Genomic DNA, 23,444 nt, shown 5'->3' on the forward strand with positions numbered 1-23,444 from the left:
ATGTCTGGCTTTCATACGTATTGAATAATCAAAGGTGTGAATTATTCACCTTTGGCTTTGACTACTTTACGTCCGCGGTACATACCGTTTGGAGAGATGTGGTGACGCAAATGTACTTCACCAGTAGTGGTATCAGTAGAAACCTGTACAGCGGTCAGACCATCGTGTGAACGGTGCATACCACGTTTTGAAGGTGATTTTTTGTTTTGTTGAACTGCCATGTTAAAGCTCCTGGGTAATGTAAGTTAATTCGTTAGTGGCCGCTTTTCAGTCCTGCCAGTCTGGCAAAAGGATTACCTGAGTCTTGATTGGTTTGGGTTGCCAGAGTGTGATCACAGTCTTCATGTCGCGGTGCAACCGGAATGGCCATTAAAATCTGGTCTTCCAGCAGTGCAGCAAGATTATATTCTGCACTCCATACCGCGCCTTCAAGTGTTTCATCAGCGGCCATGGCCTCGTCCAGCAACTGTTCGCTGGTAAACAGCACCACATGCGACTGGTCATTCAGCGCCCAGGAAACAGCCTGTAAACAGCGCTGACACACCAGTTCCAGCTGACCTTCCACACTGATATCGAGAAAAGGACGCTGCCAGCGGTCAATACCACCGCAAACCTGATACCGGATAATGCCTTCGCGTTGCGCTAAAAGTTCATGCGACCAAACCCGCCGGTCAAGTGCTTGAAGCTGCAATTGACCGCTGCGTTGCTGCTGTTCACGTGTGAACGTGGCCGTATCAATCAAAATAGGGTCTAACATAAACGGCGGATGATATAATTTAAACTTTATAATGTCAATGAGTTCGCACTTATGCCAAGAGAGAAAAAGTTGATTCTGGCTTCCAGCTCCCGTTTTCGCCAGCAACAACTTCAGCAGTTAAACATCCCTTTTGACGCGGTTAAACCTGATTTTGATGAAACGCCACTTTCTGCTGAAACCGCACCACAAACAGCGTTGCGTCTGGCCAGCGGCAAAGCATACTCTCTAACCGGTCTTTATCCGGATGCTCTGATTATCGGTTGCGATCAGGTTGCGCTATGTCGGGGGCAGCAACTGGGCAAACCACTAACCGTAACAAAAGCACAACAGATGTTACACTATCTGAGTGGTCAGCAAGTGATATTTTACAGTGCACTTACGGTACTGAACGCTGCTGAAAACCGCCTGCATCAGCATATTGATGAAACACGCGTCATGATGCGCTCGCTGACTGATGCGCAGATTAAGCATTATCTGAGTCGTGAACCGGATGCTGTACATTGTGCCGGCGCGGCAAAAAGTGAAGGATTGGGCGCTTTACTAATTAAACGCATCGAAAGCACCGATCCGAATGCACTGATTGGTTTACCGGTTTTTCGTCTGGTGGATTTTTTGCTGGCAGAAGGAATGAATATTTTATGAGCAGTCCTATACTCTATCTTATCCCGACACCACTGGGAAATGCAGATACACCCTGTCTGCTTGCGCATGAACAAAATTGCATTGTTAACCTGACCGACTTTGTTGTTGAAGCAGAAAAAACAGCACGGGCTCATTTAAAAGCCTTCGGTGTGCAAACACCGATTCGTGAGCTGAATCTGCGCACTTTGAATGAACACACTCCTGAACAGGATATCGCTAAATTATTGCAACCTTTGCAGGCCGGTCGCAACATGGGATTACTTAGTGAAGCCGGTTGTCCGGCTGTCGCAGACCCGGGAGCTCAACTGGTGGCGCTGGCACATCAGGCCGGGTTCACTGTAATGCCGCTCGTGGGACCGTCCAGTATCATGTTAGCGCTGATGGCTTCTGGAGCCAACGGACAGTGTTTTGCTTTCAAAGGTTATCTGCCTGCTGAAAAAAACGCACGTATTGAATGTTTGCATACTCTAGAAAAGCGCTCACGTCAGGAAAATGAAACCCAGCTTTTTATTGAAACTCCTTACCGTAATGATGCTTTACTGGCTGACGCTATTGCGACTTTACATCCTGAAACCCGTTTGTGTATTGCCGCAGATTTAACTATGTCGACCCAAACTATTATTAGTCAGAATATTGCAGCATGGCGAAAAATGCCGGCATTGCCACCGCTCAAAAAAAGACCATGTCTGTTCGTTGTTTATGCCGGATAATTGTAACTGATGTTTTTTGAAATTAATTTGCGCTTCACTCTTGTCAATGTCCTCGTCGCTGCCTATAATGCACAACTTCTTTCGGAGTGTAGCGCAGCCCGGTAGCGCACCTCGTTCGGGACGAGGGGGTCGAAGGTTCGAATCCTTTCACTCCGACCATATTTTAAAAACCGTTTGCTTAATTTCAGGCAAACGGTTTTTTATAAAAAAATAAATTATATTAAATGAAATTACTTTAAACCAGGAAATAGTGATTATTTTTTTCTGTAAAAATATGATTGTAAACTATAATTATATTCAATTTAACCATATATTTTTATAAAGAAAAAAATTATTTCGCAATTTAATCCGGCTTATAACTGTCATTTAGTAATTAATAATGCTTTTCTGTTAAGTTATGTAGGCTTTATAATCAGCCAATTATGTTACATCCTACTACATAATAACGTTAAAAAACTGTAGCCTTTAAACACAACCCATTGAAAGGTAAACATGTTACCACTCGAAATTGAGGAAATGAATCCGCCACCGAAAAAACAGCGCTGGTATCAGATCCTATATGTACAGGTAATTATTGCCATTATTATTGGCATCTTACTTGGCAACTTTTTCCCTACTGTTGGCGAAAGCATGAAACCTTTAGGTGATGCATTCATCAAATTAGTGAAAATGATCATCTCCCCAGTTATTTTTCTTACAGTGGTAACCGGCATCGCCGAGATGACCAATATGAAAACCATGGGGCGGGTCGCCGGCAAGGCTATGGTTTACTTTCTTACTTTCTCTACTCTGGCACTGGCTATCGGGCTGGTTGTGGCCAATATTGCCCAGCCGGGACATGGTCTGAATATTGACCCGAGCTCACTGCAAAGTGCCAAGGTACACGAATATGTGCAGAAGTCCCATGAATCCAGCCTGACCGGCTTTCTGATGGATATTATTCCGACTACTGCCATGAGCCCGCTAACTAATGGCAATATTCTGCAAACTCTGTTTATTGCTATTCTGTTCGGTATTTCACTGGCACTGATTGGTGAAAAAGCCCGCCCGCTGATTAATATTTTTCAGGATTTATCGGCGCCCGTTTTCAAAATGGTATCTATTCTGATGCGTGCAGCCCCGATAGGTGCATTTGGCGCCATGGCTTTTACCATAGGTAAATACGGTATTAGTTCTATTGGTAATCTGCTCTATCTGATTCTGACTTTTTATATTTCTTCCGTTCTGTTTATTCTGATTGTTCTGGGTGCTGTAGCCCGTTATAACGGTTTTTCGATTATCAAGCTGGTCAAATACATTAAGGAAGAGCTGTTACTGGTACTGGGTACAAGCTCATCTGAAGCCGCCCTGCCCACACTGATGCAGAAAATGGAAAAAGCCGGCTGCAAGAAACCAATTGTCGGACTGGTGGTACCAACCGGTTATTCGTTCAATCTGGACGGTACCAATATTTACATGACCATGGCGGCATTATTTATTGCACAAGCATGTAATATTGATCTGACACTGGAACAGCAAATACTGCTGTTACTGGTTGCCATGCTAAGTTCAAAAGGTGCCGCAGGTGTAACAGGAGCAGGATTTATCACTCTGGCTGCAACCTTATCGGTAGTACCTTCTGTACCGGTGGAAGGAATGGCACTGATTCTGGGTATTGACCGATTCATGTCTGAGTGTCGTGCTCTGACTAATCTGGTAGGTAATGCCTGTGCCACTATTGTGGTTGCGCGCTGGGAAAAAAGCCTTGATGAAGAACGTTTACATGAAGTACTGAAATAAGCACTTCATACAGCTTCAAATTCTGCTTACAGAAATCTGATTTCCTTATACCAGGTGATGAGATTAACCATCTCATCACTTTTTTGATTCATAAATAAAAAACCAGACCGGCAATATTAGCTGGTCTGGTTTTTCAGCAAGATAATCAGCCGACTTTCATACCCGGTTCAGCCCCACTATCCACATCCAGTAAAAACAGTTTGCCATTACCGGCAGCTGAAGTAATCATTCCTTCAGACATGCCAAATTTTGCCATTTTACGTGGCGCAAAATTGGCTACCACAATGACCATTCTTCCGGCCAGTTTTTCCGGTTCAGGATAGCTGGCGGCAATACCAGAAAATATTGTGCGCTGCTCAAAACCAAGATCAAGCTGAAATTTAAGCAGTTTGCTACTGCCTTCGACTTTTTCGCATGTCAACACTTTGGCAACACGCATATCGATTTTCATAAAGTCATCAAATGAAGCCGTATCTGCCACAGGCTCGTATTTTGTTTCAGCAGCAGCCTCAACTGTCTGAATATTCTGCTGATTCGCGGCAATCAGGTCATCAATCTGTTTCTGTTCCACCCGGTGCATCAGATGCTGATATGCATTGATGTGATGACCTTCAGGTAATAAGGTTGTACTATCAGCCCAGCTTAATGGCGCCACATTCAGAAAAGCGGCTACTTCTGCAGCAAGCTTCGGCAATACTGGTGACATATATACGGTCAGAATACGGAAAGCATTAATCAGCTCACTGCATACTTGCTGTAAACGTGCCTCCTGTCCTTCCTGTCGCGCCAGCTCCCATGGTTTGTTGGCATCGACATACTCATTGACCACATCAGCTAATGCCATGATTTCACGTAAGGCACGCGCATACTCACGTGCTTCAAAGCTGGCAGCAATATTTTCACTTTGCGCCTGTAGCTGTGGTAACAGCTCGCTGTTGCTAACATCAGCCAGTGTTCCCTGAAAGCGTTTGCTGATGAATCCGGCAGCACGTGCGGCGATATTTATGTATTTACCAACCAAATCACTATTAACCCGGGCGATAAAATCATTCAGATTTAAATCCAGATCTTCAATTCTGCTATTGAGTTTGGCTGCAAAATAATAACGCAGCCATTCGGGATTCAGTCGCTGCTCAAGATAGGAATGGGCTGTGATAAAAGTACCGCGTGATTTGGACATTTTCTGTCCGTCTACCGTGAGAAAACCGTGTGCAAATATGCCTGTTGGTGCCCGCAGATTGGCGTATTGCAAAGTAGCCGGCCAGAATAATGCATGAAAATATAAAATATCCTTACCGATGAAATGATACATTTCGGTATCAGTATCAGCACAGAACCACTGATCAAAATCAATGCCCAGACGTTCACAAAGGTTTTTAAATGATGCCATGTAGCCGATAGGTGCATCCAGCCACACATAAAAATATTTACCGGGAGCATCCGGAATTTCAAAGCCGAAATAAGGCGCATCACGACTGATATCCCAATCACTCAGGCTATCGTTCTGCAACCATTCATTCATTTTATTCAGGGCTTCTGCCTGCAAATGCGGCTGCTCGCGACCATTTTTCAGCTGGGTACTGCCGGCAGTCCACTGTTTCAGATAATCCGCACATTCTCCGAGTTTAAAGAAGAAATGCTCAGATTCTTTCAATACAGGAGTGGCGCCGGAAATAGCAGAATACGGTTTAATCAGTTCGGTAGGACTATAAGTAGTGCCACATACTTCACAATTATCACCATACTGATCCTGTGCATGACATTTCGGACATTCACCTTTAACAAAACGATCGGGCAGAAACAGATTTTTTTCCGGATCAAATAATTGCTCAATAGTACGGCTTTCAATTTTTCCATTGGCTTTTAAAGCCAGATAAATGCTGCGTGATAAAGCTTCATTTTCAGGTGAGTGCGTACTGTAATAATTATCATAGCCAATACCAAAGCCGGTAAAATCGGCCAGATGATTCTGACGTACCTGAGTAATCATTTCTTCCGGTGTTATTCCCTGTTTCTGTGCCGCCAGCATGACCGGCGTACCATGCGTATCGTCTGCACAGACGTAATAGCATTCATGTCCGCGTGCTTTCTGGAAACGCACCCAGATATCAGTCTGAATATGTTCAACCATATGTCCCAGATGAATATTACCGTTTGCATAGGGCAAGGCTGAAGTAACCAGTATTTTGCGTTGTTTTGTCATGATTGATGTATCGTTAGAATCTAGTAAAAATCGTTGAAATTATACCAGAGCCGTTTCTCTGCTACAGTAACGGCTCATAAACCACTCACGTGCTGGAATATTAGTCAGTTTTCTGCTGCAAGCGGGAAATTCGGGCGGCCAGTCGGGCTGTATCATCACGTAATGTTTCGACCTGAGCAGAAAAACGTTGTAATTGCTTCTGCCCGACCACAATCGCATCACTTTCCTGTGCATAATCTGCAACCTGTGCTGCAATATTCTGACCAATAGCGCAGCCTTGCTGATAGAGACTCTCCAGTTCCAGCGCCACCTTTCCGCCCACAGCATCACCAAGCAGTCTGGCCAGATCGTCACGCCAGTCATACCGCAATGCCTGTATAAGCGGCAAAATCGCCATACCAAAAGTACGGTCACCAGTAATTTGTACGTCACCCACTCCCGGCTGTACACCACTGAGCATTTTAGTCAGAGCTGTCGGAGCGATAATAATGGTGGTTTCAGCTTCGGCAGAATCTTCCTGCCAGAATCCTTGATCATCAATGCGCCCTTTAAGAGTCAGCATAGGCAACACCAGCGCTACAACCCGTTGCCGGTATTGCTGCCAGCGCACTTTAAGTTCCACATTCTGCTGGATAAGGTGATTAAGTACAGCTAAGGTCAGCATAAAGTTTCTCTGGTTTGCTGCGCCCATTGCGGAGTAACCCATTTAACTGCATCACGCGGCTGCCAGAGGCGCATTTGTTCCAGCAGCTCCGCTGGTTTGGCGGACTGACAAAGTAAATCCATGTTTTCCGGCGGCATAAAACCGGCAGTGACTGTATTTTGCAGCATTTGAATTAAGGGATCAAAGAAACCGGCTACATTCAGAATTCCTATCGGATGGGGATGCAGTTTCAGCTGAGCTTGTGAGAGAACTTCAAACAGTTCTTCATAAGTTCCCAGTCCGCCGGGCATGGCAATAAAGCCGTTAGCCAGTTCAATCATTTTATTTTTGCGCTCGGTCATATTGGTGGTTTCATACAATTCGGTTAACCCCGGATGCGCACCTTCCAGATTTTTCAGAAAACTCGGAATAACACCAATAACTTCACCACCATGTTCCAGTACAGCAGTAGCAATCGTACCCATCAGACCAATATTGCCGCCACCATAAACCAGACGGTATCCCTGCTGAGCCATTTCCTGTCCCAGCTGCTGAGCTGCGTCGAAATAAGCTTTGTTCTGCCCCAGATTAGAACCACAATATACAACAATATTTTTCATATTTGTTTTATCTCCATGCCAGAAGTCAATGGTATCTGCTTCAGATAAATATTAACTTTGCATTTAAATCACAGCCTGCGGATAAGAACCAATTATTTTCAGAAAAGCTGAACGCTGTTGCAAGACAGCCAATGCAGCTGCCACATCCTCATTCTGCTGATGACCTTCGATATCGATAAAAAACACATATTCCCACAAACCACCACGACTGGGACGACTTTCTAGTTTTGTCATAGATACCTGATGATCTGCAAAAGGCTGAAGTAAATCATGCATGGCACCAGCTTTATTGGGCGCAGCCACAACCAGTGATGTTTTATCTTTACCGCTGCTGGTCGTAATATTCCGCCCTAATACCAGAAAACGGGTAGTATTATTTGGTTCGTCTTCGATATTCTGAGCCAGTATCTGCAACTGATAGTAATCGGCAGCCATCATTGAGGCAATGGCCGCTGCACTACTGTCTGCGGCAGCCAGTCGTGCTGCTTCTGCATTACTGGCAACAGCTATCCGGGCTACCTGCTCCGGCAGGTTTTTATCCAGCCAGTTCCGGCATTGTGACAGTGCCTGAGCATGTGCATAAACCTTAGTGATATCCTGTTGCGATGCTACAGCACGCAGTAGCTGATGATGAATGCGCAGATTGACTTCACCACAAGCTTTCAAAGGCGTGGTTAATAACAGGTCGAGACTGCGCCCCACCGACCCCTCAGTAGAGTTTTCGATAGGTGTAACCACATAATCGGCCTGCTGCGCTTCGACCAGACGGAAACATTCATCAATTGAAGTACACGGATGTGTCTGTGCAGCCTGACCGAAATGTTTAATAGCAGCCTGTTCGGTAAATGTACCCTTAGGTCCGAGATAAGCGACAGTTAACGGTCGTTCCAGTGCCAGACATTCACTCATAATCGCCCGCTGTAAACGTGCAACTGCCTGACCGGACAATGGTCCCGGATTTTGTTCCTGAATCCGGCGTAAAACAACTGCTTCACGTTCAGGACGGTACACTATGCCTTCCCCCTTTAATGTACCAATGGCCTGAGCATGAGTGGCTCGCTGGTTTAATAAGCGCAGAATTTCACTGTCAATCCGGTCTATAGCATCGCGGTGTGGTTTGAGTTTATCGTTATCAGACATAATTAGTAGTGTTATTAATAGTTTATTCAGAAAAACAAGAAAAAGGCAGCCTACTGCGGGCTGCCCGTTATTATTTATGTTTTTTTTGCCATGCGGTATGTGATAAAGCCCATAATAATACGGCACCACAACTGGTGGAAATCAGCATCATTGTCGGCATCACATGTGTCGAACCATTATGCAGCAGTGTAGTCAGCCAGCCTACAGTAGCGGCAATCAGAAACTGCATTGTTCCCAGTACAGCATTGGCACTGCCACCGATTTTACGAAAATAGCTCATGAAACACGCCTGAGTATTGGAACCAATCAAACCCTGTGAACCAATTGAAAACATAATCAGCAACAGTAACAGGAAGAAAGGCGGACGATCCATACTCCATACCACAATGGTTAATAATAAATTACAGCTTAACTGCAACAGCACACCGCCAAGCAAAATGTTGCGAGCCGGCGTAGTACGCAGACGATAAGCTGTTACCCGGTTAAACAGCATCATAGTAATCACATTGGCACCAAAGGCCCATGAATACTGATGCGGGCTAAGACCATATATATTCATGTACAAAAAGGAAGATTCAGTCAGAAATACAAACATAGCTGCAAAAGCAGCAGTTTGGAAAAACATGAATCCCAACGCTTCGCGTTCATGAAAAACCACTGAAAAATTTTCTTTTATCTTACGAAAAACTTTGCTATCCAATGGCTGAATATCCATTTTAACCTGTGGCATAAACCGCCATACACAAATCAGTACGGCCAGAGCATATGCCAGCAGAAATATAAAGATAACCCGCCAGCCGCCAAGAGCAGCCAGTGCTGTACCCAGCATGGGCGCAGCCAGTGGTGCAGCCAGAGTAATAATACCAATGGTGGCAAACATTTTCGCGGCTTCATTGCCATGAAAGAAATCACGTACAGTTGCACCAACTGTAACAGTGGCCATACCGCCGCCCAGTGCCTGAATCCAGCGCCAGAACAGCAATTCTCCGGCTGAGTGAATAAAGACAATAGCAATAGCTGACACCAGATAGACACTCAGACCAATCATAGCAATGATTTTGCGCCCCTTAATATCGGATATTGCCCCCCCAAGCAATTGTCCGAGCGCAACACCAAACATGAAACTGGCCAGACTGCGTTCAATCTGATCAATCGGTGCATGTAAAGAAGTCGCCATTTCCGGTACAGAAGATAAATAAATATCTGTGGAAAACGGCATAATAGCCACCATCACTGACAACAATAATGCCAGATAATGCGGATTAATAGGTAACTGATTGGGGGATGTTTTCATAACCATTCTTTCCATTTACTACAGGCCTGCCCCGGTCAGGTAGTTAATAATGCTACCAATACTGCTTTAATGGTATGCATCCGGTTTTCTGCCTGTTCAAAAACAATAGAAGCAACACTTTCAAATACTTCTTCACTTACTTCGGCACCATCCAGAGAAAACTCATTAAAAAGCCACTGTCCTACCTGAGTATCGCGGTTATGAATTGCCGGCAGACAATGCATGAATTTCACTTCAGGATTATTGCTGGCAGCCATCAGACGTGCATCAACGCGGTAAGGTCTGAGCTGCTCAATCCGTTCTTTCCAGGTTTCTTTCGCTTCTCCCATTGATACCCAGACATCGGTATGAATAAAATCAGCCTGATCAACAGCTGCGGCTGCATCTTCAGTTAATGTAATCCGTGCACCGGTCTGCTTTGCAATTGAGCGGCACTGTTCTACCAGAGCGTCATTCGGCCAGAAAGCCCGCGGTGCACCAATACGTACATCCATACCCATTTTGGCACCGGCAACCAGCAAAGAATTACCCATGTTGTAACGGGCATCACCCACATAAGCATAGGCAATCTGATTCAAAGGCTTTTTGCTGTTTTCTTTCATAGTAAGCAAATCAGCAAGCATTTGCGTCGGATGGTATTCATTGGTCAGACCATTAATCACCGGAACTCCGGCATATTCAGCCAGCTGCTCAACAATTTCCTGTCCGTAACCACGATACTCAATCGCGTCATACATGCGCCCCAGAACCCGTGCAGTATCACGGATACTTTCTTTATGCCCTATCTGGCTGCCACTGCTGTCCAGATAAGTCACATGTGCACCCTGATCATGCGCAGCCACTTCAAAAGCACAACGGGTACGGGTAGATGTTTTTTCAAATATCAGAGCAATATTTTTACCAGTCAGACGCGGCTGCTCCGCTGCATTTTTCTTTTCAGCTTTCAGGCTGGCAGCCAGATCAAGCAGCGTCTGAATTTCTGCCGGCGTATAATCCAGCAGTTTTAAAAAATGTTTCTGTTTCAGCATCCCCATTAGTTTCTCCTTATGCAGCATGAGTAAAATCAGCTTGTGCCAGCTGTTGCAGCATATTCTCATAAATAGCCGATAACTGAGCTATTGCGGCAATATCCACACACTCATCTATCTGATGAATCGTGGCATTAACCGGACCCAGTTCTATTAATTCGCTGGCGATAGCCTTAATAAAGCGACCGTCTGACGTACCGCCTGTGGTAGATAATTGAGCATTCACACCACAGACACGCTCAATGGCGGCCTGTGCTACCGTAGTCAGACGTCCTGCAGCGGTCAGAAACGGTTCTCCGGACAAAGCCCACTGCAAATCATAGTTTAAATTATATTTATCCAGTATGGCATGTACCTGCCGGCGCAGACTTTCCGCTGTCGATTCCGTTGAGAACCGGAAATTAAACTGTACGGTAAGCTCTCCGGGAATTACATTAGTAGCGCCTGTACCAGAATGAATATTGGAAATCTGAAATCCGGTAGGCGGAAAATAAGCATTTCCGTCATCCCAGTGCGTGGCAGTTAGCTCAGCCAGTGCCGCAGCAGCCAGATGTACCGGATTGGCAGCCAGATGAGGATAAGCGATGTGTCCCTGACGGCCGTGCACCTGCAGCGTACCCGACAAAGAACCACGTCGTCCGTTTTTTATCATGTCACCCAGTGTATCAACTGCCGTAGGCTCACCCACAATGCAGTAATCAATATGCTCTCCCCGCTCTTTTAAAACTTCGACCACACGTTTGGTACCATCGTGTCCGTCACCCTCTTCATCAGAAGTAATCAGCAAAGCCAGACGCAACGGCAATTCAGGTTGCTGAGCCAGCAAGCGTTCGCAAGCAGTCACAAAAGCTGCAATACTGCTTTTCATATCGGCAGCACCACGCCCATACAGGTATCCATCACGCTCTGCAGGTGTAAACGGAGGCGAAGTCCAGCGACTTTCATCGCCGGTCGGTACCACATCAGTATGTCCGGCGAAACAAACCAGCGGCCCCTGCCGGCCGTAAACGGCATAAAAATTATCCGTTTCCCCGAATCTGAAGGTTTCAATATTGAATCCCAGTGCTGTCAGACGGCTCATCAGCAGCGGCTGACAACCATGATCATCCGGTGTGACAGATGGCTGTGCTATCAAATCTTTGGCCAGTTTCAGTGTTTCTATTTCCATTATCATAAACTCAAAAAAAATAACTTCAGGCAGCTTGAAAGGCTGCCTGAGAACATATTACATCTTTATAAACCAAATTTTCTGTCTTGCCAAACATTTACCCAATAATTGACAATCCATACCATTTATTCATACACCATTTCAGCACGTTTAACATTACACAGCAGCTCATAGGAAATGGTTCCGGCGGCAGCCGCTACTTCATTTACATTAACAACATCACCCCATAATTCCACTTCACTACCAAGTGACTGCCGGTGGTCATCCAGCTGAACTGTCATCATATCCATGGAAACCCGACCGAGAACACAACTGCGTACCCCGTCAATTACCACCGGTGTGCCTGTTGCCGCACGACGCGGATAGCCGTCTGCATAGCCGCAGGCCACCAGCCCGACACGGGTTGAACGGGTAGTGACATAACTGGCACCATAACCAATCGGTTCTCCCATCTGCAAAACCCGTTCTCCGAATACTTTACTTACCAATCGCATTACCGGCTTGAAACGGCTATCAGCACCACCCATCGGCGAAATACCATAAAGTGCCAGACCCGCCCGTCCCCAGCCGCACTGTGTTTGCGGATAAGCCATTATGCCAGCTGAATTAGCCAGACTTACCTCACCGGGCAAATTGGCACAGGTCAGCTCAAAAGTACGAATCTGTTCAGCAGTCATGGTTTTCATCGGCTCATCTGCACAGGCAAAATGGGTCATTTTCACCACATCAGCTACCTTACTGCTTTGAATCAGAGCCTGATAGGCAGGTGCATAATCATGAGGGAAAAAGCCGGTTCGGTGCATACCGGAATCCATTTTCAGCCATACTGTTACCGGTTTCTGCCAGTCATAATCCAGTAAGCTTTCCAGCTGCCATAAATTACCTACTACAGGCCACAACTGGTAACGGTCTGCCAGCTCATATTCTTCAGCAGCAAAAACCCCTTCCAGCATGATGATCGGTAATTGTATACCTGCTTCACGCAACTGCACTGCCTCACTGATACAGGCCACCGCAAAACCATCAGCTATATCAGCCAGTGCCTGTGCGCAACGCACAGCGCCATGTCCATAAGCATTGGCCTTAACCACGGCCAGCATTTTGCCGCCGCCATGCATCTGCTTTAAAGCCAGAAAATTATCACGCAAGTGATTCAAACGAATCTGCGCAACTAACGGACGCATCATTGCTCCCCTGTTATCCTGATTATCAAATTTCATTATTTAAGCAAAGCCGCCATGCAGCAACAGCTTTCAGTAATAAAATTTTATCATTATCTCTATCTGAATTTCATATATCACCATAACTGCCTGCCGTATCAGATAAATTAATAATATATTAATATTATGATAAAAATTTTACCGTTTCTGTCTGCCCTGACATACGGGACAAAATAAGCGCCGATAAGAGCAAAATTTACCCGAACCGTTCTGAACTTGCTTAAACATAACGAGCCAGCGATAAATCACTGGTTTCAATTTCCGGTTTAACACCACTAATCAAATCAGCCAGAATTCTTCCCGAACCCAGCCCCATTGTCCAGCCCAGCGTACCGTGTCCGGTATTGATAGACAGATTCACAAAACGGCTGGCGCCAATGATCGGCGTACTGTCCGGTGTCATCGGGCGCAGACCGCTCCAGAAAAAAGCTTCCGAAGTCCGGCAGCTATCCGGAAATAAATCATTCACCACCAAATCCAGTGTTGCTTTACGTTTGGGGTTCAGATGAATACGATAACCAGACAACTCAGCCATACCACCGGCACGAATACGTTTATCAAAACGCGTTACTGCCACTTTATAAGTTTCATCAATCACAGTAGAAACCGGTGCTTTTGCTTCATCGGTAATCGGAATAGTGAGTGAGTAACCTTTAACCGGATATACCGGCAGATTAATACCCAGCCCGCTCAGCATACTGCGACTAAAACAGCCCAGAGCACAAACATAATGGTCGGCAGTAAAGTACTGACCATTGGCCATAACACCCTTAATACTGCATTTATCCTGCTGTATTTCAGTAATAGCATGTCTGTAGAGGAATTTTACACCGAGATCTTCACATTTTCTGGCCAGCTCAGTAGTAAATAAATGGCAGTCACCCGTGCCGTCCTGTGGTAAATACAGGGCGCCGGCCAGCTTTCCGGTCATATGTGCCAGCGCGGGCTCATAATGGACACATTCGGCAACACTGCTGAGCTCCTGTAAAGGCACACCGAATTCCTGTAAAACAGCCACATCGGAACGGGAATCGATAACCTCTTTTTCTGTACGGAAAATCTGTAAGGTACCTTTGCTGCGGCCTTCAAACTGAATATTTTCTTCTGCCTGCAATTGCTGTAACATCGCACGGCTGTACTCAGAAATCCGCACCATGCGTTCTTTATTAGTAGCATAGCTTCGGGCATTACAATTACGGTACATCTGCCAGAGCCATTGCAGCTGAAACAGACTGCCATCAGGACGAAACAGCAAAGGGGAATGTTCTTTAAACAGCCATTTCCATGCTTTGGCCGGAATATTGGGTGCTGCCCACGGGGTGGTATAACCATATGATAATTGACCGGCATTGGCAAAACTGGTTTCCATTGCTGCCTGATCAGTGCGCTCCAGCACAGTGACTTCATGTCCTGCTTTAGCCAGATACCATGCAGTACTTACCCCCACAATACCGGCTCCCATAATCAGCACTTTCATAATATCCTCTCTCTGGTAATTAACCGGAATAACCTATTGGTTTAACCACAAATTTCACAAATACCTTAATTCAGTTACTTTCCCTAGTGTAAACAAAGCCTGATAGTGAATTTCACTTTATTTAAACAAAAAAATGGAGTATTTTAATAAATACTCACATTCATACTATCAAAAACCATGCACCCTATAGATAAAGTGGACATGAAAATCTTGTCCCTGCTTCAGAAAAATGCCCGGATGACCATGACCGAGCTGGCCGATAAGGTTGGTCTTTCCACCACACCTGTTACCGAACGGGTACGGCGGCTGGAGCGGGAAAATATTATTACCGGCTATCACGCCCGCCTCAATCCTCGTGCCCTGAATCAGAGCCTGCTGGTATTTGTTGAAATCAAACTGCGCTCTAAATCCGGCAATATTTTTGAAGACTTCCGGCGTGAAGTTCTGACTATTCCGCATGTGCTCGAATGTCATCTGATTTCCGGTGAATACGACTACCTGATAAAAGTTCGCCTGCCGAATATGCACGCTTACCGCAATATGCTGGGTAACATTCTGTTACAGTTGCCCGCAGCAGCCGAAAGCCGCAGTTATGTTGTTATGGAAGAAGTAAAAGAAGAGCAGATGTTGCATCTGGAATAAATCTCCGGGTGTATTATGTTCGGTACCATTACAGCGCAGCTGTATACTTAAGGAAGATGAATAGTTGATTATAAAGCAGTTAAATATTAATTTAATCAGAGTGTAACCATATTTAATTAGATGAGATTTTTATGAGGTTAACTGCGATACTAACTTAAATTTTTTCAGGATTGATTATGCCAAAAATTATTAAGTATTTATCTAAGGATAAATTATAGATCTATCTTTTTGGGGTTATTTATTTGGCATTTATAATTACTTTTAATATTTTTTCATTAAAAAGCAAATTTTATATTAGTCATATAGCTGCACATATCCTTCTGATAATATTTTGTATAACAATGGTATTTGAAATTATTTTTTTCTAACACAATTAATAAATTATTTATTATCCCTAAAAAACATGTATTAACTTCTTTTTTAAGATTATTTTGTGGATTAGTTTTTTTGCTGGTTTGGCATTTAAAATCTTTATTTTAGTTATATTAGTTATGGTATTGATAATTTAGAATTTATTATTACGATGTTTATTCCTGCGCTCAGTTGCTTTTTAGGTTACATTATTTTAGTTTTAATTAAAATTTTAAGATGTTTATGTTGTTTTCTCCTTGTTAAACAAGCCAATGATTTTTATCCGTAAAGTAAAATATATTAAGACAATCTTTAAAAAAATCAGCTAAATTTTATTGAGTATTAGCCAGTTATTTCATATTGATTGCGCTTCTTTTTACAATTTTCATTTGCAAATTGCTCATAAGAATCTATTATTATCAAGTTAAAATAAAGATAGCATTACGTTGCTGTTATTATCGAGTATTTAAGCTTAAAAATCTAAATTTTTTATATTTTAAAGCTATTTTAGCAAAGATATTGAGAGTTTATTCAATCTTGGCTTGATTTTTGCATCAATCAGCATTTATATATTACGGTAACAAGCAAATCGGCTTATTATTTATAACATTTTACTGGAGGAATTTATAATGATGGTACAAAAATTTGCTTCATATGGTAGTAATATATCTGCAGGCGATTATACTTATAAATGCGCTGATTGTGGCTATGTATATTCAGACCAAAGTAAAAAATTGTTACCCCCTTGTCCTGATCGTTACAACAAGCCGCATAGGAAGAATGGTTGGTATATGATTAGTGGTCGAGGTGATTCATTTAAATGATCCTTATCCTACTAACTAAAAAAATAGCATTAATAATTTTATGTTGTAACTTTGAAAGGTAATACTTAGTGTTACCTTTTTGCTAATTAGTCATCATCATTAAACTTTATTTTCGAATTTTTGGATTTTGCCAATAAGTTTTTTTCAAATTGTAATCTTCATCACGTCGAAAAATAAAAGCAATGTTTCATCCATTGCTAACTCTACCTTTCGTTATTACCTATGGCTAATTGAGAAAAACTTGATTTATAGTAACAAAAATTATTTGTAATCAATTTCAGCCAAATATATGTCTTTCACTACAAAGCAAATTCAGTCATTTTTTGGCAATTTAGCGATTCTAATAAACTGCAAAGAAGATCATAATTTCATTAATATTTGATGCTTATACTAATTCAGCATCCTGAATATACTTTACCAGCAATGCAGTTTCATCATCCAGCTGTTCTTCATCTTGATTGAGAAATAAATAAACCGGTGTTGCACGGCGCATACCCTGGCGCAATGGCAATAATTTTAATTCTCCGCAGGCCAGTTGATTTTTAATCCGTTCTTCCGGCAGCCAGCCATAACCCACCCCCTGACTGACTGCCTCAATAGCTGTTTCAATCGTGGTGAATGTCCAGTTTTCTGATGCAGTAATCTGCCTGTAAGGCAGTTGCTGTTGTTCACGACTAACAATTTCAATCAGCGGATAACGCATCAGAACATCCTGACTCAATGGTGCCGGTAAATCCAGTAAAGGGTGCGAATGCCGCACAACTGCTACAAAATTCACCTCCAGCAATAACTTACCCTGCCTCATCATCTCAGCACTTGGGGTGATAATATAAACATCCGCCTGCCGCTGTTGTAAAACAGTACAACTTTCACTGCGCAATACCTCTGTGAGATGTATCTGAGTAGACGGATAAGCCTGCTGAAAACAGCGCAATGCTGAAAACAGGCGATCTTTAGGAAAAATACTGTCTACTACCAAGTCTAACCTTGCCCGCTCTCCGCGTTTCAGAGCCCGTGAACGATTTTCCAGTGCTTCAAATCCCTGCAACAGTGGTAATGCCTGTGCCAGCAACTGCTGTCCGGATGCTGTCAGTTCTGCACGCCGGCCGACAATAGTTAATAGCGTTACCCCCAGACGCTCCTGCATCAGCGTCAGCTGATAACTTAGCGAAGACTGGCTGCGATTAAAAGCTTCAGCAGCACGGGCAAAACTGCCGTAACTGACTACGGCCTGCAATAACTGCCATTGCTCCAGCGTTGTTTTCATTACTTAATCAATCGAAATTTTGGAACGGTTTAAACCAATATTAGCGTTATTCATCAGATAAATACAGGTTTACACTTTATTTGTTTTTATTCAGATTAATTTCAATTCAAAAGGTGAAAAAATGCCTGCATTTGATACTGCCGATTTAAGTAACATTCTTGGTAAACATCTGGTTTATACCTACGACAATGGCTGGAACTACGAAGTTTATGTTAAAAATGCCACTACCATCGATTATCGTATTCATAGCGGTCTGGTGGGTAACCGCTGGGTAAAAGATCAGAAAGTTTATCTGGTACGCGTAGCAGCCGGCGTATATAAAATTTCATGGACAGAACCTACCGGTACAGATGTCAGCCTGATTATCAATCTGGAAGACAAATTATTTCACGGCACCATCTTCTTCCCGCGCTGGGTAATGAATAATCCCGAACATACTGTTTGTTTCCAGAACGAGCATATTGCACAAATGGAAGCTTATCGTGAAGCGGGCCCGGTTTATCCGACAGAAGTTATTGACGAATTTGCTACCATTACTTTTATTGAAGATTGCGGCGAAAATGATGAAAATGTTATTAACTGTCCGGCCAGCGAATTACCGGCAGATTTTCCGCATCACCATTAATTACTTATCCTGAACCACAGGGCAGACAATAAGATGAATCCCCTAATGATTTTGGTAAAAATCATTAAGTTAAGGTGGATACACATCTTGTCATATGATCAAATGGTTTCGCGAAAAATCAATAATCAGACAACAAGATGTGCGAACTCGATATTTTACACGACTCTCTTTACCAATTCTGCCCCGAATTACACTTAAATTGTCACCACCCGTCACCTAAAATCTACTCAGCGTCGGCAAAGGAGCCATGGGTTCTAGCAACTAACTTACCTGTTGAAATTCGAACACCCAAACAACTTGTTAATATCTATTCGAAGCGAATGCAGATTGAAGAAACCTTCCGAGACTTGAAAAGTCCTGCCTACGGACTAGGCCTACGCCATAGCCGAACGAGCAGCTCAGAGCGTTTTGATATCATGCTGCTAATCGCCCTGATGCTTCAACTAACATGTTGGCTTGCGGGCGTTCATGCTCAGAAACAAGGTTGGGACAAGCACTTCCAGGCTAACACAGTCAGAAATCGAAACGTACTCTCAACAGTTCGCTTAGGCATGGAAGTTTTGCGGCATTCTGGCTACACAATAACAAGGGAAGACTTACTCGTGGCTGCAACCCTACTAGCTCAAAATTTATTCACACATGGTTACGCTTTGGGGAAATTATGAGGGGATCTCTCAGTGCATTGCCTCCAATTCCCATAATTTATTACGCCGATAATAACTTGGTGTAACCTTAAAAATGTACTTAAATCGACGTGTAAAAGATTGTTGGGAATCAAATTGATATTTTAATGCGATCTCAAGGATAGTTTTTTTCGTCAACCTCAACTCAACAGCCGCTTTCGTCAAACGACGAGCACGAATATAGCTAGCCAGTGTGACCCCTGTTACTTTTTTGAACAGCCGCTGAAAATACCACTTGGTATAACCCGCTTTATTCGCCACATCATCAAGCAGTAAAGACTGATCTAAATTATGTTCAATCCATAATAGAACATCTTTGATAACCGTTGTATGAAACTGCTTATCATCATATCTTAATTGGATGTTATTAGCTTTATTTTGATAGCGAGAATGCTGTTCAATATACATAAAATAACCTAAATGTTCTTAAGATTGTCACGACCACATCATCATGATACCATAAACATACTGACGGTATGTTATTTTAAATCTATCATGGAAAATAAAAATCATCAACAAGAAAATTTTAAGAGTACCTATCAATCACTGGTTAACTCAGCACGAATATTGTTTGTTGAAAAAGGCTATCAAGCTGTTTCAATAGATGAGATCTCGGGAAAAGCGTTGGTGACCAAAGGTGCCTTTTATCATCACTTTAAAAATAAAAAACAATTACTCAGTGCCTGTTATAAGCAGCAATTAATTATGATTGATGCCTACATCACAACAAAAACTGATTTAACAAATGGTTGGTCTGCCTTAGAAAGTATATTTGAACATTATCTTGATTATATTATTGATAATAATAAAAACCTTATCCCTATCCAAGAAGTGATGCCTATCATTGGTTGGAATGAACTTGAAAAAATTAGCCTTGAATACATTACTGGTAAGGTAAACGCCATTGTCAGCAAATTGATCCAAGAGAACCAACTTAAAGCTTATGATGATGATGTGCTTAAAAACTTACTCAATGGCTGGTTTATGCATATCGCAATACATGCGAAAAACCTAAAAGAGCTTGCCGATAAAAAAGGCCAATTTATTGCTATTTACCGCGGCTTTTTATTGAGCTTGAAAGATAAATAAAATAGATAGGTTTTATTTGAAGCTAAATCTTCTTTATCGTAAAAAATGCCCTCTTGGGTTATCAAGAGGGTCATTATATTTCGCGGAATAACATCATTTGGTGACGAAATAACTAAGCACTTGTCTCCTGTTTACTCCCCTGAGCTTGAGGGGTTAACATGAAGGTCATCGATAGCAGGATAATAATACAGTAAAACGCTAAACCAATAATCCAAATCCAGCCATCCCAAATTGGTAGTGAATGATTATAAATAACAGCAAACAGTAATGGGCCAATAACACCGGTTGCATTGGTAAGGCTCACCAATAATCCCTGTAAAGCACCTTGCTGATGACTCTTTGTTTGGATAGACATCACTCCCTGTAATGCAGGTAAAGCGATCCCACCACCAGCCAATAAAATTAAAACAGGGAAAACTAACCAACCTTCAGATATAAACGCTAAAAAGGCAAATGCACTACTATCTGCAATAAATCCGAGCAGTACTGCCGTTTTTTCGCCCCATTTAGTGGCTATTCTTCCTGCCACAAAGGCTTGGAATACTGAGTGTAAAAGACCAAGACCCGCTAATGAAAAGCCAACCATCATGCTATTCCATCCAAAACGATTTTCGGTAAATAGCACCCACACCGTTGCGGGAATTTGGCCTATCAATTGCGCTGAAAAATAAATAATCAACAAAATGGGCATCGTTTTAAATAAAGTGATGTATACCGAATTCGATTGCGTCTCAACCCCTACTTCGGTATCTGTATTATCACGTGTATTTTTGGTTTCACGGAACCAAAACATAACCACAAGGAAAGCGACAATATTTAGCAACGCAGCGATAAAAAAGGGACTATGCGGTGAAATCTCTCCTGCAAAACCACCAATAATAGGCCCCGCTATTAAACCAAGCCCAAAACTTGCCCCTAACCAACCGAACCACTTCACGCGTTGAGAAGCTGAGGTGGTATCGGCAATGACCGATGCCGCGACAGCCCCAGTAGCTCCTGTGATCCCTGAAAGCAAACGGCCTAAATACAGCATCCAAAGCGCACTTGAAAAAGCCAGCAATAAGTAATCCAGCGATGCGCCTATTAATGACAACAACAGCACTGGGCGCCGACCAAATCGGTCAGACATTTTTCCAAGCCAAGGAGCAAAGATAACCTGCATTAACGCATAAAGTGCAAGCAATACGCCAAAGTGGTTAGCGATATCTTCCGAAGCAATAAATTCACGTAATAACGTTGGCAAGACTGGCATGATAAGGCCAATCCCCATGGCATCGAGTAACGTAATTACCAATGCGATCTTTGTCGAACTATTCATTTCACTTTTCTCTATCACTGATAGGGAGTGGTAAAATAACACTATCAATGATAGAGTGTCAACAAAAATTAGGAATTAATGATGTCTAGATTAGATAAAAGTAAAGTGATTAACAGCGCATTAGAGCTGCTTAATGAGGTCGGAATCGAAGGTTTAACAACCCGTAAACTCGCCCAGAAGCTAGGTGTAGAGCAGCCTACATTGTATTGGCATGTAAAAAATAAGCGGGCTTTGCTCGACGCCTTAGCCATTGAGATGTTAGATAGGCACCATACTCACTTTTGCCCTTTAGAAGGGGAAAGCTGGCAAGATTTTTTACGTAATAACGCTAAAAGTTTTAGATGTGCTTTACTAAGTCATCGCGATGGAGCAAAAGTACATTTAGGTACACGGCCTACAGAAAAACAGTATGAAACTCTCGAAAATCAATTAGCCTTTTTATGCCAACAAGGTTTTTCACTAGAGAATGCATTATATGCACTCAGCGCTGTGGGGCATTTTACTTTAGGTTGCGTATTGGAAGATCAAGAGCATCAAGTCGCTAAAGAAGAAAGGGAAACACCTACTACTGATAGTATGCCGCCATTATTACGACAAGCTATCGAATTATTTGATCACCAAGGTGCAGAGCCAGCCTTCTTATTCGGCCTTGAATTGATCATATGCGGATTAGAAAAACAACTTAAATGTGAAAGTGGGTCTTAAAAGCAGCATAACCTTTTTCCGTGATGGTAACTTCACGGTAACCAAGATGTCGAGTTAACCACCCTTTAGATTCATAAAGCGAAAATAATGCGGCTCCAACGTACCCACCTAAATGGAAACGGCGTTCACTCCAATCTAAACACGCACAACAGATTTTACGTGAATGTTTGGAAGGAACGTCAATTCCCATTTCATGAAAATATTGAATACCACTTAATGTGATCATTGAACCATTTTCAGTGATCCATTGCTGTTGACAAAGGGAATCATAGATCTTAACGGCAACTTCGCCAGCTAAATGATCATAGCAAGTACGTGCTTTTCGTAAATGCACTGGCGTGGAAACTTTGGCATGTACGCCATGGTTTAAGGAGATCCCCATCATACTTTCCATCAATTCAGCAATATCTTTTCCTGCTAGCCGAAAATAACGATGCTTGCCTTGAGCTACTACTGTGATTAGCTGGCAATCTAATAATTTAGATAAATGACTGCTCGCCGTTGAAGCTGATATATTCGCCACAGAACTTAGCTCAGTGGCCGTCCAAGCTCGCCCATCCATCAAAGCACTGAGTATTTTAACTCGTGAAATGTCAGACATAGCCGCCCCTATCGCGGCTATTGAGGACTCAAAGGTAACCTCTTTTCGTATTAAATTAGCCATCGCAAGTTCACTTTATTGCCCAAGGGAGCGTAACAGATGCAGCCATACTATCATTGTCCGTTATTAATATCAGTTGGTTAGCATGGTCACTGTATTGCACTAAAATATTAATGTTATTCTCCGCCAATACTCGTGCTATTTCGCCAAGTTCCCCCGGTTTTTCCTGTTTTAACTTACGAATTAATGGTGTCCGGATCGCAAGTACTAACAGTCCAGCTTGCTCTAGCGCTATTTTAGCTTCCTTTCCTTGTTCAACAAGAAAATGAGCATGGCATTCATCACCAACCGTAAATATCCCTCCCCCTTCCAATCCAATACCTTTATTACCTAATGTTTTTCCTAGTAATGCTAATTGTCCTATTTGATTATCTAAAACAACGTGAACATCAAACATTATCCTTGTCCTTTTTAAATGAATATTCGCGAGTAATATGAGCAATACTAATTTTGTAAAAATCAAATATTGACTCTCGCCCTTCTTATAGATGGTTATCTAATCATCATAAAAAAACTAATGTTATTTAATATGTTTCTAAAACAAACCAATAAAAAGCAGTCGTGAAGTGATAAATATGAGGCTAAGACAAAACTATAA

At 42.8% G+C, this 23,444-nt stretch carries 23 protein-coding genes, 1 tRNA gene and 1 pseudogene; 9 read left to right on the forward strand and 16 right to left on the reverse strand.

Annotation, left to right across the window (positions count from 1 at the left end; all coding sequences use genetic code 11):
* Positions 1–41: 41 nt before the first annotated feature.
* Complete coding sequence (gene rpmF / locus H3V01_RS07270; protein WP_025331343.1) at positions 42–221, reverse strand: 50S ribosomal protein L32; 180 nt, start codon at positions 219–221, stop codon at positions 42–44.
* 32 nt (positions 222–253) lie between these two features.
* On the reverse strand, positions 254–757 hold the full coding sequence (locus tag H3V01_RS07275; RefSeq protein WP_084553719.1) for a YceD family protein: 504 nt from the start codon (positions 755–757) through the stop codon (positions 254–256).
* Positions 758–808: 51 nt separating this feature from the next.
* Between H3V01_RS07275 and H3V01_RS07280 the strand changes: the two genes are divergently transcribed.
* The 4 genes from H3V01_RS07280 to H3V01_RS07295 all read left to right on the forward strand — a co-directional run bounded on the left by H3V01_RS07280 (position 809) and on the right by H3V01_RS07295 (position 3,888).
* Positions 809–1,399 (forward strand): Maf family protein, encoded by a 591-nt coding sequence (locus H3V01_RS07280; protein ID WP_198186372.1) that lies wholly within the window; start codon positions 809–811, stop codon positions 1,397–1,399.
* Positions 1,396–2,109, forward strand: coding sequence for an SAM-dependent methyltransferase (locus H3V01_RS07285; protein ID WP_198186373.1), 714 nt, complete (start codon positions 1,396–1,398; stop codon positions 2,107–2,109). The genes H3V01_RS07280 and H3V01_RS07285 overlap by 4 nt, the downstream gene beginning before the upstream one ends.
* Before the next feature lie 82 nt (positions 2,110–2,191).
* Positions 2,192–2,268 (forward strand) — tRNA-Pro (locus tag H3V01_RS07290).
* Between the two features lie 333 nt (positions 2,269–2,601).
* Positions 2,602–3,888 (forward strand): dicarboxylate/amino acid:cation symporter, encoded by a 1,287-nt coding sequence (locus tag H3V01_RS07295; RefSeq protein ID WP_198186374.1) that lies wholly within the window; start codon positions 2,602–2,604, stop codon positions 3,886–3,888.
* A 145-nt stretch (positions 3,889–4,033) separates the two neighbouring features.
* Here the strand turns inward: H3V01_RS07295 and metG are convergent, their stop codons facing one another.
* The 9 genes from metG to H3V01_RS07340 form a co-directional block, all read right to left on the reverse strand.
* Positions 4,034–6,091 carry a methionine--tRNA ligase gene (gene metG, locus H3V01_RS07300; protein WP_198186375.1) on the reverse strand — a complete coding sequence of 686 codons (2,058 nt, stop codon included), beginning with the start codon at positions 6,089–6,091 and terminating at the stop codon, positions 4,034–4,036.
* Between the two features lie 100 nt (positions 6,092–6,191).
* The gene (locus H3V01_RS07305; protein WP_025331349.1) at positions 6,192–6,755 is read right to left on the reverse strand and encodes a ubiquinone biosynthesis accessory factor UbiJ; all 564 of its coding nucleotides are present in this window, start codon (positions 6,753–6,755) and stop codon (positions 6,192–6,194) included.
* The gene (locus H3V01_RS07310; RefSeq protein ID WP_025331350.1) at positions 6,749–7,354 is read right to left on the reverse strand and encodes a TIGR00730 family Rossman fold protein; all 606 of its coding nucleotides are present in this window, start codon (positions 7,352–7,354) and stop codon (positions 6,749–6,751) included. Before H3V01_RS07310 ends, H3V01_RS07305 begins: the two co-directional genes overlap by 7 nt.
* A 63-nt stretch (positions 7,355–7,417) precedes the next feature.
* Complete coding sequence (gene pheA, locus H3V01_RS07315) at positions 7,418–8,494, reverse strand: prephenate dehydratase (protein WP_198186376.1); 1,077 nt, start codon at positions 8,492–8,494, stop codon at positions 7,418–7,420.
* Between the two features lie 70 nt (positions 8,495–8,564).
* Complete coding sequence (locus H3V01_RS07320; RefSeq protein ID WP_198186377.1) at positions 8,565–9,788, reverse strand: multidrug effflux MFS transporter; 1,224 nt, start codon at positions 9,786–9,788, stop codon at positions 8,565–8,567.
* Between the two features lie 35 nt (positions 9,789–9,823).
* A complete protein-coding gene (argF, locus tag H3V01_RS07325) occupies positions 9,824–10,822 on the reverse strand; it encodes an ornithine carbamoyltransferase (protein WP_216353325.1) in 999 nt (332 codons plus the stop codon).
* 10 nt (positions 10,823–10,832) lie between these two features.
* Complete coding sequence (dapE, locus tag H3V01_RS07330) at positions 10,833–11,990, reverse strand: succinyl-diaminopimelate desuccinylase (RefSeq protein ID WP_198186378.1); 1,158 nt, start codon at positions 11,988–11,990, stop codon at positions 10,833–10,835.
* 119 nt (positions 11,991–12,109) lie between these two features.
* Positions 12,110–13,168, reverse strand: a complete 1,059-nt coding sequence (gene alr / locus H3V01_RS07335; protein WP_198186459.1) for an alanine racemase — start codon at positions 13,166–13,168, stop codon at positions 12,110–12,112.
* Positions 13,169–13,424: 256 nt separating this feature from the next.
* Complete coding sequence (locus H3V01_RS07340; RefSeq protein ID WP_198186379.1) at positions 13,425–14,681, reverse strand: D-amino acid dehydrogenase; 1,257 nt, start codon at positions 14,679–14,681, stop codon at positions 13,425–13,427.
* Between the two features lie 177 nt (positions 14,682–14,858).
* Here H3V01_RS07340 and H3V01_RS07345 point away from each other — a divergent pair, with 177 nt between their 5' ends.
* Entirely contained in the window at positions 14,859–15,323 is a 465-nt protein-coding gene (locus tag H3V01_RS07345; RefSeq protein WP_025331357.1) for an Lrp/AsnC ligand binding domain-containing protein, read from the forward strand.
* A gap of 1,560 nt (positions 15,324–16,883) precedes the next feature.
* Here the strand turns inward: H3V01_RS07345 and H3V01_RS07350 are convergent.
* Entirely contained in the window at positions 16,884–17,765 is an 882-nt protein-coding gene (locus H3V01_RS07350) for a LysR family transcriptional regulator (RefSeq protein ID WP_100117211.1), read from the reverse strand.
* 121 nt (positions 17,766–17,886) lie between these two features.
* Between H3V01_RS07350 and H3V01_RS07355 the strand changes: the two genes are divergently transcribed.
* Together H3V01_RS07355 and H3V01_RS07360 are read left to right on the forward strand one after the other, a co-directional pair.
* Positions 17,887–18,390, forward strand: a complete 504-nt coding sequence (locus H3V01_RS07355) for a phenolic acid decarboxylase (protein ID WP_084548358.1) — start codon at positions 17,887–17,889, stop codon at positions 18,388–18,390.
* A 197-nt stretch (positions 18,391–18,587) separates the two neighbouring features.
* Positions 18,588–19,055: pseudogene (locus H3V01_RS07360) on the forward strand (IS4 family transposase); the annotation flags it as partial.
* A gap of 9 nt (positions 19,056–19,064) precedes the next feature.
* On the opposite strand, the gene H3V01_RS07365 reads toward H3V01_RS07360, so the two are convergent.
* Entirely contained in the window at positions 19,065–19,481 is a 417-nt protein-coding gene (locus H3V01_RS07365) for a helix-turn-helix domain-containing protein (RefSeq protein ID WP_000275180.1), read from the reverse strand.
* A gap of 87 nt (positions 19,482–19,568) precedes the next feature.
* On the opposite strand from H3V01_RS07365, the gene tetC reads away from it, so the two are divergent.
* On the forward strand, positions 19,569–20,162 hold the full coding sequence (tetC, locus tag H3V01_RS07370; protein WP_000428546.1) for a tetracyline resistance-associated transcriptional repressor TetC: 594 nt from the start codon (positions 19,569–19,571) through the stop codon (positions 20,160–20,162).
* 112 nt (positions 20,163–20,274) lie between these two features.
* On the opposite strand, the gene tet(B) is transcribed toward tetC, so the two are convergent.
* A complete protein-coding gene (gene tet(B), locus H3V01_RS07375) occupies positions 20,275–21,480 on the reverse strand; it encodes a tetracycline efflux MFS transporter Tet(B) (protein WP_001089068.1) in 1,206 nt (401 codons plus the stop codon).
* 81 nt (positions 21,481–21,561) lie between these two features.
* On the opposite strand from tet(B), the gene tetR(B) reads away from it, so the two are divergent.
* Positions 21,562–22,185, forward strand: a complete 624-nt coding sequence (tetR(B), locus tag H3V01_RS07380) for a tetracycline resistance transcriptional repressor TetR(B) (RefSeq protein ID WP_000088605.1) — start codon at positions 21,562–21,564, stop codon at positions 22,183–22,185.
* Here the strand turns inward: tetR(B) and H3V01_RS07385 are convergent.
* Both H3V01_RS07385 and H3V01_RS07390 read right to left on the reverse strand, forming a co-directional pair.
* Positions 22,163–22,786, reverse strand: a complete 624-nt coding sequence (locus H3V01_RS07385; protein ID WP_001280391.1) for an ArsR/SmtB family transcription factor — start codon at positions 22,784–22,786, stop codon at positions 22,163–22,165. The two genes, tetR(B) and H3V01_RS07385, sit on opposite strands and share 23 nt — an antisense overlap.
* Before the next feature lie 70 nt (positions 22,787–22,856).
* Entirely contained in the window at positions 22,857–23,243 is a 387-nt protein-coding gene (locus tag H3V01_RS07390; protein WP_000460651.1) for a hypothetical protein, read from the reverse strand.
* Positions 23,244–23,444 lie beyond the last annotated feature (201 nt).

Origin of the sequence: Snodgrassella sp. M0351 (genome assembly GCF_016100575.1) — a bacterium.
Taxonomy (GTDB): domain Bacteria; phylum Pseudomonadota; class Gammaproteobacteria; order Burkholderiales; family Neisseriaceae; genus Snodgrassella; species Snodgrassella alvi.